At 44.9% G+C, this 11,578-nt stretch carries 13 protein-coding genes; 6 read left to right on the forward strand and 7 right to left on the reverse strand.

What is annotated here, in order from left to right:
- Positions 1 to 137 precede the first annotated feature (137 nt).
- Entirely contained in the window at positions 138 to 353 is a 216-nt protein-coding gene (locus tag IQ270_RS23470) for a hypothetical protein (RefSeq protein ID WP_193975607.1), read from the forward strand.
- Positions 354 to 415: 62 nt separating this feature from the next.
- On the forward strand, positions 416 to 607 hold the full coding sequence (locus tag IQ270_RS23475) for a hypothetical protein (RefSeq protein ID WP_193975619.1): 192 nt from the start codon (positions 416 to 418) through the stop codon (positions 605 to 607).
- A gap of 312 nt (positions 608 to 919) precedes the next feature.
- Here IQ270_RS23475 and IQ270_RS23480 read toward each other — a convergent pair whose 3' ends face one another.
- Together IQ270_RS23480 and IQ270_RS23485 are read right to left on the reverse strand one after the other, a co-directional pair.
- Positions 920 to 1,384: an MgtC/SapB family protein gene (locus IQ270_RS23480; protein ID WP_193975608.1), complete on the reverse strand. Its 465-nt coding sequence runs from the start codon at positions 1,382 to 1,384 to the stop codon at positions 920 to 922.
- A 37-nt stretch (positions 1,385 to 1,421) separates the two neighbouring features.
- On the reverse strand, positions 1,422 to 2,078 hold the full coding sequence (locus IQ270_RS23485) for a hypothetical protein (RefSeq protein WP_193975609.1): 657 nt from the start codon (positions 2,076 to 2,078) through the stop codon (positions 1,422 to 1,424).
- 47 nt (positions 2,079 to 2,125) lie between these two features.
- Here IQ270_RS23485 and IQ270_RS23490 point away from each other — a divergent pair, with 47 nt between their 5' ends.
- Positions 2,126 to 2,434, forward strand: coding sequence for a hypothetical protein (locus IQ270_RS23490; RefSeq protein ID WP_193975610.1), 309 nt, complete (start codon positions 2,126 to 2,128; stop codon positions 2,432 to 2,434).
- Here IQ270_RS23490 and IQ270_RS23495 read toward each other — a convergent pair.
- Together IQ270_RS23495 and IQ270_RS23500 are read right to left on the reverse strand one after the other, a co-directional pair.
- Complete coding sequence (locus IQ270_RS23495) at positions 2,431 to 3,396, reverse strand: N-acetylglucosamine kinase (RefSeq protein WP_193975611.1); 966 nt, start codon at positions 3,394 to 3,396, stop codon at positions 2,431 to 2,433. The genes IQ270_RS23490 and IQ270_RS23495 overlap by 4 nt on opposite strands.
- 240 nt (positions 3,397 to 3,636) lie before the next feature.
- Entirely contained in the window at positions 3,637 to 3,993 is a 357-nt protein-coding gene (locus tag IQ270_RS23500; RefSeq protein WP_193975612.1) for a zinc ribbon domain-containing protein, read from the reverse strand.
- Positions 3,994 to 4,330: 337 nt separating this feature from the next.
- On the opposite strand from IQ270_RS23500, the gene IQ270_RS23505 reads away from it, so the two are divergent.
- Both IQ270_RS23505 and IQ270_RS23510 read left to right on the forward strand, forming a co-directional pair.
- Complete coding sequence (locus tag IQ270_RS23505) at positions 4,331 to 4,657, forward strand: phasin family protein (protein WP_193975613.1); 327 nt, start codon at positions 4,331 to 4,333, stop codon at positions 4,655 to 4,657.
- Between the two features lie 265 nt (positions 4,658 to 4,922).
- Entirely contained in the window at positions 4,923 to 5,510 is a 588-nt protein-coding gene (locus tag IQ270_RS23510; protein ID WP_193975614.1) for an FKBP-type peptidyl-prolyl cis-trans isomerase, read from the forward strand.
- A gap of 97 nt (positions 5,511 to 5,607) precedes the next feature.
- Here IQ270_RS23510 and dnaB read toward each other — a convergent pair whose 3' ends face one another.
- Both dnaB and rplI read right to left on the reverse strand, forming a co-directional pair.
- Positions 5,608 to 8,418, reverse strand: coding sequence for a replicative DNA helicase (dnaB, locus tag IQ270_RS23515; RefSeq protein WP_193975615.1), 2,811 nt, complete (start codon positions 8,416 to 8,418; stop codon positions 5,608 to 5,610).
- Positions 8,419 to 8,675: 257 nt separating this feature from the next.
- Positions 8,676 to 9,134: a 50S ribosomal protein L9 gene (rplI, locus tag IQ270_RS23520; protein WP_193975616.1), complete on the reverse strand. Its 459-nt coding sequence runs from the start codon at positions 9,132 to 9,134 to the stop codon at positions 8,676 to 8,678.
- 500 nt (positions 9,135 to 9,634) lie between these two features.
- Between rplI and IQ270_RS23525 the strand changes: the two genes are divergently transcribed.
- Positions 9,635 to 10,474, forward strand: coding sequence for a glycosyltransferase (locus tag IQ270_RS23525; protein ID WP_193975617.1), 840 nt, complete (start codon positions 9,635 to 9,637; stop codon positions 10,472 to 10,474).
- Positions 10,475 to 10,476: 2 nt separating this feature from the next.
- Here IQ270_RS23525 and gloB read toward each other — a convergent pair whose 3' ends face one another.
- A complete protein-coding gene (gloB, locus tag IQ270_RS23530) occupies positions 10,477 to 11,250 on the reverse strand; it encodes a hydroxyacylglutathione hydrolase (protein ID WP_193975618.1) in 774 nt (257 codons plus the stop codon).
- Positions 11,251 to 11,578: the final 328 nt, after the last annotated feature.

The raw sequence follows: 11,578 nt of genomic DNA on the forward strand, positions 1-11,578 counted from the left end.
CTTAGTCACACTCTGCGAGTCTGGCTGTCACGGGCTGCCCCTAAAAATGTCACACAAATATAGCAATAGCCGTCACTGCCTAGTCAGTTAAAACCGTTGATAATGAGCCTATTCAAGCACTAAAACCCAAAAATATTATGGTACTGATTCGCGACCTCGCCCAACAAGCTCTGAGCCTAGGTTATTTAACTCTAGAATCTGAAAATCAACTGCGGCAGATATTAACTACCACCAAGTATGACTTGGAAGACTTAAATGCTTTTATGACTTTGCAACTAGCAGCTATGTCCGGTTTGGTGAAACAAGAGTCTCGCCAACTCAGAGAATTGGAAATTTTGGGCGAGACATCATAGGGCACTTCCTATTAATCATTAGTTAGGTTTGAATCAAATCAAATTTAGTAAGGAACATTTCGATTATGCTGATTCGTGAAATTGTCAAACAAGCTATTGCTACTGGATATTTGAGTTGGGAAGCGGAAAATAAAATTCAGCATATTTTGTCCTCTGCGAAGTTCGACTTGGAAGATTTAAATGCTTTTATGAGCCTGCAGTTAGCTGCTATGGCCGGTCGCGTGAGGCAAGAGTCTTTAGACTCGATAAAGTAGCCAAATATTTGAGAATAAAAATAATCATTATTGTTTCAAACATTTTAAGATAATATCAATTAAGATTCCTTAAATAGATTAAAATCTTAAATGAATTTTTGGCTAATTCATTGATATTTAAAATTTATTTTAGATGAAATTTTGAGGACTGAAGTCCTGACTAAGTTAACCAGCATTTAAATTTTCCATTTATTAAAATAAGTAGAGTCTTTTGGGGTTGGCACGCGAGCCCGCCCCAAATATGGAATTTAAATGCAGTACAGCTTACCAACGTTATAACCTTTTTTTTACCAAATATTATAAGAATTGAGATTATTTCTGACTCCGGCGCTCTAATTTTTTAATTACTTTGAGAACAAACAGCGACATGAAAGCGCCAATTAATGCCAGTTGCCACAACCCACATCCTGCCGCAGTTCCTAAGGCTGCTGACACCCAAATAGCGGCGGCAGAGGTGAGCCCGTGCACTTCTGGTTTGCCTGCTTCCTGCTGAGATTCCCGCAGGATTTCTCCGCCTCCCAAAAACCCGATCCCGGCAGCAATGCCTTGAATTACGCGCTCGATCGCATCTCGTGTGTTTTCGTTTTTACCTATTGCCAGCGGTATTAAAACAAACAGTGCAGCACCCATACTTACTAGCATATGAGTTCTCAATCCCGCTGGTTTGTGGCGCAGTTGGCGCTCCCATCCTATCATTCCGCCAACTAACAAGGCCAGGCACAACCTTAACAGTATGCCCAGCCAATTTTCGGGAGACCAAAAGTGATCGATCGACAATGTTTTAGTGCAAATAATTCACCGGAAGATTCCCATATTACCGCAGCACGATGTCCGATCGCAATCTCACTGCCAAATCTTGTTCCGGGCGAATCACGATCGCATCAACGCTGCGCCGCCCCAACAATACGCCAGCTAATGCGCCGATCCCAGCGCCTCCCAATACTTCTTCGGTGGCGATCGCCTTGTCGCCAGTAATGCCTGCTAACGCTGCTGCTGCTGCTGCACCCAATGCCGCACCTTGCACTACTGAACCTGTGCCGGCACCTCTTTGAGATTTTTCGGTTCTGGTAATAACTCCCGAATAGCCATCAATCCGATAGCGTTGGCGGCGGCTGACAATTAACTCCCTGGCAACAAATTGAGTACCGATTTGATTGCCCCTTCTGACAGGTCGCAATTCCCCGACAATCTGGCTGCCTGCAGGGATTAATACTCTGCCTTGAGTTGTGCGGATGTCTCGCGCTACTGTTAACGTTAAAGGTGAAGTTTCATCGCTGGTGACAACTATTTTTTCTTTTTCGTAGCTAACTGGAATTACACTACCTGACGGAATTCGGATGCTATCAAATTGTGAAATTCGTTGTTGAGCTGATGCGGGAGTAGCTACTACCAGCGGCGCGCCGGTTCCTACTGCAATTCCCGCTGCTAAAATTGCTGCTGTGGCCGAACGCCATTTTTGAGAAGTAATCATATCATTTGTCTCCTTGTTGCGGTTTTGTTTTACTTAAGAACGCACTAATGCTAAATCTGTTTGTGGTCTCGCATTCATTTGATGTTTTCATTATGGCAGGCTGGAATTCGACTGGTTGGGAAGTTAAGGTTGATAATCAACAATTTTCACATCTTGTCAAATTGAGAAAATCAACAAGCAGGGGCGATCGGGAAGATAAGGAAGATAAACAGATTCGGGGGCGGTTGAAACGGCTAAAGAATCTGGCGAAGAGAAAGACGGCGGTTGAAAGCGCCTCTGTACAAGCGATGTCTGTTCGCCTGCAGACTGTATATCGGATCGGCGACGGGGGGCATCAACCGCCCAGTCTTCCTTAATTTTTGAGAGCGTTTAAGGCTAACAATGCTGCACCAAAAGCTGGTTCGTATCGGGGCGAAATTACTTTGGCATTCGGGGCGATCGCGCTGATGGCAGTTTCAAACCGACCCCGGTAATTTGCCTCGCCGCCCCACACACCTCCTATCGTAACAATTTCAAATTCCTCAGTTGGGCTAAATAGCGCTAAAATGGCGGTTTTTGTAGAAAATGTTAATTTTGTCAAAGCATTATGAATAATGCCCTCAGCGACGCGATCTCCCTCTCCTGCTGCTCGATCGACAATCGGCGCTAAAGCTGCAATTTCTGGCACTCCCCAACCGCGCCGGTAAACGACTTCTACCAATTGTTCGAGATTATTTAAGCCTAAATGCGTTTGAAATCTTTCCGCCAGCGCGGTAAACTCTTGCCGTCCGTCATGGAACTTCAAAGCAGCTTGCAAACCTGCAACGGCGATGTCATATCCGCTACCTTCATCGCCTAAAATATATCCCCAACCGCCGACTCGTTTAGTTTCCCCTTGACGGTTTTGCCCGAAAACAATTGAACCAGTTCCTGCAATAACGGCAATGCCGACTGAATGGCCCGTGCCACCAACAAGTGCGATCGCGCAATCGCTGCAAATTACGATATTTCTCGGCAAGATCGATCGGGTTACTGGTAAAGTATTCGTCAACTGCAAGTTCTGCACCACAAATTGCACTATTTCAATATCTTTGGGCCGCGCCACACCTGCTAGTCCCAGGCAAATTGCTTCTATCTTCAAGTTGATATTTGGAGCGATTTTCGCGGACAAAACTGCTCGTTCGATCGCCAATTGAATTGATTCTTTTGCTTTTTCAATTCCCTGGGTTTGATAATTTGACGGCCCCGCTTCCCCCCGTCCCAAAACAAGATTGTTTTCGTCTGTTAAGATGCAGGTAGTTTTAGTGCCGCCACCGTCTATCCCAAATACGTATGTCATGGCAAAATTTTTAATTTATTTTGTATCTTGTCAACCAACATCTTGACGGATGGGACACAATGCGGCTCTGCTGGCGTGCATCTAACTTGTACAGTAATTTTTAGTTAAAGTCTTGTGTGTCCCGCCCGCCTAAAAATCTAATGCAAGATGGGCTAAAGTTTATCACGAAGCGAGCGAGTACGCTCCCCTGGTCTTAAAATAATACTTTGAAAATTCCTTGGTATGCTCCCTACACTTATTTCAAATGGACAGGGCAATGCTAATAATAATTAGACTAAATAAAGCTAACCAAATAACATTGTGCTGACACCAATTTTTGATTGATTGTGGCCAGCCGCCGCTGATATAACGGCTCGCCTGTGGCACAAGCGGCTCAGCTTTATTGTGATAAAGCGTGCATTCTTTGGCGAAGGGACGCTGCGGGTAGTTGCAGGTGTCGTCTTCGTGGTAAATACAGGTAGTACACAGAAATTCTGCTGATGGCGATCGATAAAGGGGGATACCCGGATGACCGAAAGCTTTGAGAGGAGTTTTGCAGCGCGCACAGGCGATGGCTCGCGCATCTACAGGTTGGTGGCAGCGGGGACACTCAGGCATTGGTGGCAAGGTGATAGGGTAATAGGCAATTGGCAGTTGGCAATTGGCAGTTGGCAGTTGCCAGTTGGCAGTGGTAATTGATAATGGTTAATTGGTAATTGGTAATTGCAACACTCAACAGTCAGCAGTCAACAGTCAACAGTCAACTGACATTGCTCTGATTAGCGGGTTTTCCGAACGCCCGTTGACGGGTTAGACTCGCCAGCAGGCAGCAGAATGCTCCAAAATAGAAAGGTAGGTGTGCGCTGATGTAATTTACATTGTACAAAGAGTTTCGCAGCGACAGCCGGCGACCTGACCCGATCGGGTATTTTGGGGCAAACAGTAGGAAAAATCTATGGATAACAATAGCAACTTACTCAAACAACTGGTAATGCTGGGCATTGGTACTACCTCCTTGGTGGCGGAGAAATTGCAGGAAGTCAGCGACCAATGGGTCAAAGATGGCAAAATCAATCCCGAGCAAGCCAAAACCTTTGTCGATGACATGACTGAGCACCTGAAGTCCGAACAGGGAAGTTGGGATACGCAGTTGCAGCGCCAACTGCGGAATATGCTGCAAGATATGGGTGTTCCCCGACAGTCGGAAATGGATGAGTTGCGGGGAAGGCTCGATCGTCTCGAACGTCAGATGCGGGATCTAGAAAACCGTAACTGGCGCTGAGCGCGATCGCCCCCGATCGCTTCGCTGCTATCTTGTGATAAAATTGTCACCCGAAGGCACTCGTGTTCAATAAGGCACTTATGTAGAAAGCAGAAGGTAGAACTCCAAACATTCTAACTTCAAACTTTCTTTTGCATTAAAAATTACCTGACACCTGCCTTTTTTTTGGCAGAAAAGTTCAGATAAAATTTTGTAGTTCTTGTTGTAAGAGATGTCTTAGATAATATCTGAGAGCTCGCAGTTAAAACTATCAGGAGGATTAATTTTGCAAGGAATTCTGGTCAGCTTGGGGATTATGCTGGTTTGCTTTGTGTTTTTGATAGTCGCTCAAATGAGCGGTTATGTACCGACAGCAGATGCCTCCGAAGCGAATAATCCTTTAACCGAGGCTGCGCTTGAAGTGCTCTCAAAGCAGTCTGTGAATGAAAATAGCTTGCTAGTAGCTGATGCTAGTTTACCGAAGGAACCAGCTACTATCGCTGGCAATAACATGACTGATAATACTGAGAAAACTGTCACCACAGATTCAGGTTTGAAATATGTTGAATTGAAAGAAGGTGATGGGGCGACTCCGAAAACCGGGCAGACGGTTGTGGTGCACTACACTGGAACTTTGGAGGATGGCACGAAGTTTGATAGTTCGCGCGATCGCAATTCTCCATTTCAGTTTAAAATTGGTGTAGGCCAAGTAATTAAGGGTTGGGATGAAGGTGTCGGTACGATGAAAGTTGGAGAACGCCGCAAGTTGATTATTCCCCCCGAACTCGGTTATGGTGCTCGCGGTGCGGGCGGGGTGATTCCTCCTAATGCTACGCTGATTTTTGATGTGGAATTATTAAAAATTGCTGGCTAAGTAGCTCAACTTAACTAAACGCAAAACTTTGACAGTGTTGAGAAACCCGGTTTTTTTATTATTAAGAAACCGGGTTTCTGTGTATGTTCTGGTTGATTTACGATCGCTTCGGAGATGCCAGATTGCGGAAGCAGGTAAATTGCGCGTCAAATAATAGTTTGATGATTCCTGTGGGGCCGTTTCGGTGTTTGGTAATGATGACTTCGGCAATTCCGCGATCGGGCGAATCAGGGTTGTAATATTCATCGCGGTACAGCATAATTACTAAATCCGCGTCTTGTTCGATCGATCCACTTTCGCGTAAATCAGACATCATCGGCCGCTTATTTGTCCTCGCTTCCACACTGCGACTCAACTGAGACAAAGCAATAATCGGCACGTTAAGTTCGCGGGCTAAACCTTTGAGGCTTCTGGTAATTCGAGATAATTCTTGGACGCGGTTGTCGCTGCTACCTTCCATTAATTGCAGGTAATCTAGCAAGATTAACCCGAGAGATCCGCCTTGTTCGGCTTGGAGGCGGCGGGCTTTCGATCGCATCTCCATCACGGTAATATTGGGAGTATCGTCAATAAACAGCGGCAGTTCTGATAAGTTGCCAATGGCTGTACTGATTGGTTCCCATTCGTTTTGGCTGATTCTGCCCGATCGCAACCTATTACTTTCTATTTTGGCTTCACTGGACAGAATACGCTGCACTAGCTGTTCTTTCGACATTTCCAAGCTAAAAACGGCAACCGGTAATTTTTGCTGTGCGGCGGCGATGTAGTTGGCGATGTTGGTACAGAAAGCAGTATTGTGAACGCAGATATCATTAGCAACAAAATTGTGTGTCTCCGGGATAGTTAAGTCGTAAACTTGCTTGTTTCCCATCGGTTCGATGGAAACTACTTCATCCCAGTAGACCTCGCTATCTGCTAGTTGTTTCAGCGACAAATTATCTAAAGCAGTTGCTAAAACTAAAAATCTTTCCCTGGACAGTGCACGTTTACCAACATGGATATTTGAATAACCTTTGATACCTGCACGTTTTGCTAACGACACCCAAGATTCGTTGCCTTTTGCTAAGGCTAAATATTCCCAAGCCTCGACAGGAATTAAATCGCGGTTATTGTGAGATATTTTATTTTCTAGTGCTTCCTCTACTTTAGCTAGTGCCACCTCTTTGCCAAAAATGCCAATCTCTGATATAAATATTTTGATAGATTTTGCGTCAGTAATATCGATAAACCAAGCTGGGTTGCGAGTATTTTTATATTTGACTAAACGCTTTTTGAGGGCGGCAATGATGCCAAATCTCAGCAGTAGATGCTGTACGTGTCTGGCTAGTCCTTCACTGACAGAACAGTAGCCAAGTTGAGATTGACCGCTGGTAAGTAGGGTTGCCCAGCCGTCAGTTGAAAAAAGGCGGTTGAGGAAAAGGGCAACTTGCGATCGCCGCAATCTAAACACTATATCCGGTACGGTTTTTTGGTGAGCATCTTTTCCCATCAGACCTAACTTTTCTAACCAATGTCTCAGGGGATTTTTATGACTTGTATTAATAACATCCATTCCCTCATCGGCTAGGTGTTCTGGTTCTACTCTTAAAACTCTACAAATACCACTAAATAATTTTTGATTGGGAAATGCTATTCCTTCCATCCAAGACCGGACTAATCGCTGTGGAACTTCCAATTCTAGCGATAATTTTTTAGGATCGAAATCTCGTTTTATAAGGATTATTTTTAAATTATAACCAAAGTTTTTTATACTATCTGTGCAGCTTTCTCGATCGCCCATAACGTAGTATTCTGGTGCGCGTCTCCCTTGATCGTTGAATCGCAGCTTAAGACCTCCGAAGCTAGTAGCAGCTTCAGCAAAATCTTTCAGTATAGCAGTATTTCCATTGGTGAAGTGTGGCGCACTCCGTGTCAAACACCCATCGCCAATTAGATAAGCTAATAATTTAACTTCACAGTCGCGGATGGTTTCTCGACCAAAAACATTCATCCGGCGAGGTACAGCAATCTTATCGCCTGCTTGTATTTCTGCCAATTGTCGCCAACCCTTTATTGTTAAAAAGGGGTGTGTAATCGTAGTTTCTATAAAACGTCCGAGTCTTGTTGTTACCCGAAATACAGGCTTAATTCCATCATCTATAAAATCTGATGGTCTAGTTAGATGAAACTTAAAATCTTTTCCTAAAGTTAGTAATTCTGCTTGACGTTTTTGATATATTTGTTCTATACTAGAGAGAGTTCCATCACTTTCTAATATTACGGTAGAGCCTGCTTCGCACTTCCCCATGGCCGGCCTGGCAGCAACGATGATTAAATCCGATCGCTGAAAGCCTCCTGTCATGGCATCTAAGTCATAGAAACCGCAGGGAATGCCGGGAAGCGTCAGGCCTTCATTGCGATTTTCTAAGTCTTGAAATGTTTGGTTTAGGGTTTCGCCGATAGATACTAAATCTTGTTGCGGGCGTTCTTGAGTTATGCTAAAAATTTCTTGTTCGGCGCGGTCTAAGACAGTTTCTAGTGGTGCTGCTGTCTCGTAACCTAATTGTACTATGTTGTTGCCTGCTTCGATTAATTTGCGGCGCTGATATTTGTCTTCAACTAAAACTGCATATTGGTCGATGTTGACTGCTGAAACTGTGCGATCGACTAATTGTGCTAATTTAGTTAATCCTCCAACTTGTTCTAACTGGTTGCGGTCAGTCAGCCAAGTTGTTACCGTCATTAAATCTGTCGGTTGACCTTGCAAAAATAGCCCTAATGCCGATCGATAAATGACTTGATGAGCGGTGATGGCAAAAAAATCCGGTCGCAAAATTTCGGCAATTCGGGAAATAGCTTCCGGGTCAATTAAAATCCCGCCTAAAATTGCTTCTTCTGCCTCTATATTTGACGGCATCAAATCGCTCATTAGTCAATAGTCCTCAGTCATTGGTCATTAGTCATCAGTCATTAGTCATTAGTCATTAGTCATTAGTTCAGTCCTGGACGCACCAACTTTATCTGTAATTCCTACAAGTAGCGCATTAAACCATTTTTTGCGTAAATCCTATAGTTATTAGTTACCAGTGATTACTCCTCAGTTTTAAATCTGCAAGTTAGCGTTACTCACTTCTTAGCTAATGACTGATGACTGATGACTGATGACTAATGACTAATGACTCTTAATTACATCGGAACAACTTGAATATTAACTTCGGCGGTAACTTCGGCGTGCAGTTTAATTTCAGCTTTGTATGTGCCAGTTTCGCGAATTTCGGGCAGAGTGATGCCGCGCCGATCGACTTCTTGACTGGTAGAGTTGAAAATCAGTTCTGCTACTTCTTGGTTGGTGACAGTACCAAAAATCGCGTCTCCTTCGCCGACTTGCTTGGAGATGATGAAAGGCCCGGCTGCTTCCAAGGCGGTTTTGCGGACTTCAGCTTGCTGCTTGAGTTCTAACTGGCGCAGTCTTTCTTCTTCACGGCGACGCTCTGCTTGCTTGAGAATGCCCGGAGTGGCTTTAAATCCCATGCCTTGAGGTACTAGGTAGTTGCGGGCGTAGCCTGGGGCTACTTCTACTACGTCGCCAGCTTTGCCGAGTTTGCTGACATCTTTATTTAAAACTAATTGGACTCGCTTGGCCATGATCGTTGATTGTGGGGTTTTAACTGCAACTTTCTATAATAGCGAAGTTTGAGGGGCGATCGCAAGCTGGAGGACTTCAGTCCTGAGTGCGAACCTATAACGGGGGTTTTGCGCTGCCAAAGATTGATCGCACTACCGCAGCAATTAACTCACTCGGATCGATCGGCTTAGATAAACAGCAATTATCGAGGCGATCGGATAAGCTGATACCGTATACCAAGCATTGAGCGACTCCTAATCTGGATTGTTCATATTCTAACAGCGATCGTTTGAGTTTTGGCCGACACCAATCGCGCTTATCAATTACGGGAAAATAATCAGAGGCTCTTTTGATTAAAGCGGGGTGACAGTTCCAGCCTCGCAGAGATGCCGTCCTGCTAGAATTTCCACATCGGGACAATTTAGGCGATCGGGATCTCTAGTTCCTCCCGTCCCAGCGTTTTTATCAGGTTTGACCCCGCTCCTTTTTCTGTTACTCGTTTCACAAAAAACTTAATCTAATGCACATATTCGTAGCCAGCGATCGAAACCACATTCTGGGATTAGCAGCACTGCTCAAGTCTTTAGATATCAATGTTAGCAAATCTGCCGACATCGACGTAAAAATTAGCGTGGTATCTGTCGGGATAGATGCACAGCAAAAGCAACGGTTGCAGGATTGCTGCAAATACCAGATTGAATGGCAAGAATTTCAATCTAATTACGACGAACTTCTGTCGCTGTTTGGTTCTAAACTGAGTTACGTTAAATTGGAGCCGGGAAAATATACTAAGGCAACAGAAAGATTGATTTGGCTCGACAGCGACACGATCGTCCTCGGAAGCTTAGAGCCGCTGTGGAACCTAGATTTGGGAACAATGCCCGTAGCAGCCTCCGCTAACGTCTGGGGAAATCCCAACAATTCTCAAGATCGAAACCCTTATTTCAATACTGGTGTTTTAGTTTACAACATGAAGCTTTGGGAGCAAGAACAACTTTCGGAAAAATTGCTCCAAAACGCTGATTCAAACCTTTGGGGCGACCACGATCAGGGTGCCTTAAATTCGGTTTTAGCCGGAAGGTGGAAGCAATTAGATCGCATCTGGAACAACGACAAGACGGACGATATGTCAACTAAAGTGATGCACTTTATGTCTCAACCGAAACCGTGGGAAAGTTCCGCGCCGAATCAATTATGGCTGGATATGTTATCTCTGACACCGTTTAAGGACGAACAGAAAAGTCTTCAAAATAACTCGGGTTGGCTGTCGTTTTTTAAGCAAAAATACACAAGGATCGAGCCGTGGTTAAGGGAACCTGCAATCAAGTTTAAGAGTTACGTGCAAAAACAAAAACGTTAAGTTCAAAATCGGTCTTTCATGCCGCGCAATCGAGCGAAAGTTTGTACCGGATCGCGGCTGTTGGTGGCCCATTGGATGTTGGGACAATCCCAGCGCAAAAATGGGTTTGTGCTTTTTTCGATGCCGATCGATGATGGTATCGTGGGTTCGTTGTGGCTGCGAGCTTCTTTAACTTCGCCCAAGCGCTGCTGTAACTCAGGATTGTCGCCATCTACGCTGATGGCAAATTGCAAGTTTTGCAGCGTGTATTCGTGGGCGCACCAAACTCTGGTATTGTCGGGCAAGTTTCGCAATTGTTCGAGAGAAGCTCGCATTTGAGCTGGAGTGCCTTCTTTTAGTCGGCCACAGCCTCCAGCAAATAAAGTGTCGCCGCAGAACAATTCGCCGCTTTCCCCTGGGTTGTTGGCGGGGAAATAGTAGGCTATGTGAGCTTTTGTGTGGCCGGGTACGAAGAAGATTTCGGCGGTGCGATCGGCAAAATCAACGCGCGAGCCCGCTTCCAAAAACACTTGCTGTCCGGGAATTCTGCCTCTGTCCAAAGCGCCGCCGTAAACTTTTATTTCCCGAAAGCGATCGATCAGTTGCTGGTTGCCGCCTACGTGGTCGCTGTGGTGGTGCGTGTTGAAAATTGCTGTTAATTCGGCTCCGAGCGATCGCACTTGCTGCAAGACCGGTTCTGCTCGGGCTGGATCGACGACTGCTGCTGTATGCCGATTCGGGTCGTGCAGCAAGAAAATGTAATTGTCCGAAAGTACCGGAATTCGATAGACTTGCACAAAAATTGCCTCTGATAAAAAATATTATAGAATTGAATTGTTGCGATCGCTATCCGAAGGCTGAATCCAAAATTACCAAAAAACTGGGTTTAAAGCCCCCTCCTTCTAGGAGGACGGATTTAGTTCCGAGTGTAAAGACTTTCAAACTTTATAGCCACAATTGCTCATAAACATCATAAAATAGTTCCATGATTGTACTAGAGTTCGCGCGACCTGAACTGGTCATCTAGAAAGGGAATCCTAATTCCCAGCAGCTTCGCACCTGCTACCTTCACGTAAAAGACTCGAAAGAGTCCGGTCACGTCTTTAGTAAGCAATGAAAGAGATG

Source organism: Microcoleus sp. LEGE 07076, assembly GCF_015207455.1.
In the GTDB taxonomy this organism is placed as follows: Bacteria; Cyanobacteriota; Cyanobacteriia; order Cyanobacteriales; family Microcoleaceae; genus Microcoleus.

Excerpts from the sequence above, each read along its gene's own strand:
- IQ270_RS23495 (WP_193975611.1), bottom strand. The coding sequence starts at position 3,396 with ATGACATACGTATTTGGGATAGACGGTGGCGGCACTAAAACTACCTGC.
- IQ270_RS23470 (WP_193975607.1), top strand. The coding sequence starts at position 138 with ATGGTACTGATTCGCGACCTCGCCCAACAAGCTCTGAGCCTAGGTTAT.
- IQ270_RS23525 (WP_193975617.1), top strand. The coding sequence starts at position 9,635 with ATGCACATATTCGTAGCCAGCGATCGAAACCACATTCTGGGATTAGCA.
- rplI (WP_193975616.1), bottom strand. The coding sequence starts at position 9,134 with ATGGCCAAGCGAGTCCAATTAGTTTTAAATAAAGATGTCAGCAAACTC.
- IQ270_RS23490 (WP_193975610.1), top strand. The coding sequence starts at position 2,126 with ATGCTAAATCTGTTTGTGGTCTCGCATTCATTTGATGTTTTCATTATG.
- IQ270_RS23485 (WP_193975609.1), bottom strand. The coding sequence starts at position 2,078 with ATGATTACTTCTCAAAAATGGCGTTCGGCCACAGCAGCAATTTTAGCA.
- IQ270_RS23500 (WP_193975612.1), bottom strand. The coding sequence starts at position 3,993 with ATGCCTGAGTGTCCCCGCTGCCACCAACCTGTAGATGCGCGAGCCATC.
- dnaB (WP_193975615.1), bottom strand. The coding sequence starts at position 8,418 with ATGAGCGATTTGATGCCGTCAAATATAGAGGCAGAAGAAGCAATTTTA.
- IQ270_RS23505 (WP_193975613.1), top strand. The coding sequence starts at position 4,331 with ATGGATAACAATAGCAACTTACTCAAACAACTGGTAATGCTGGGCATT.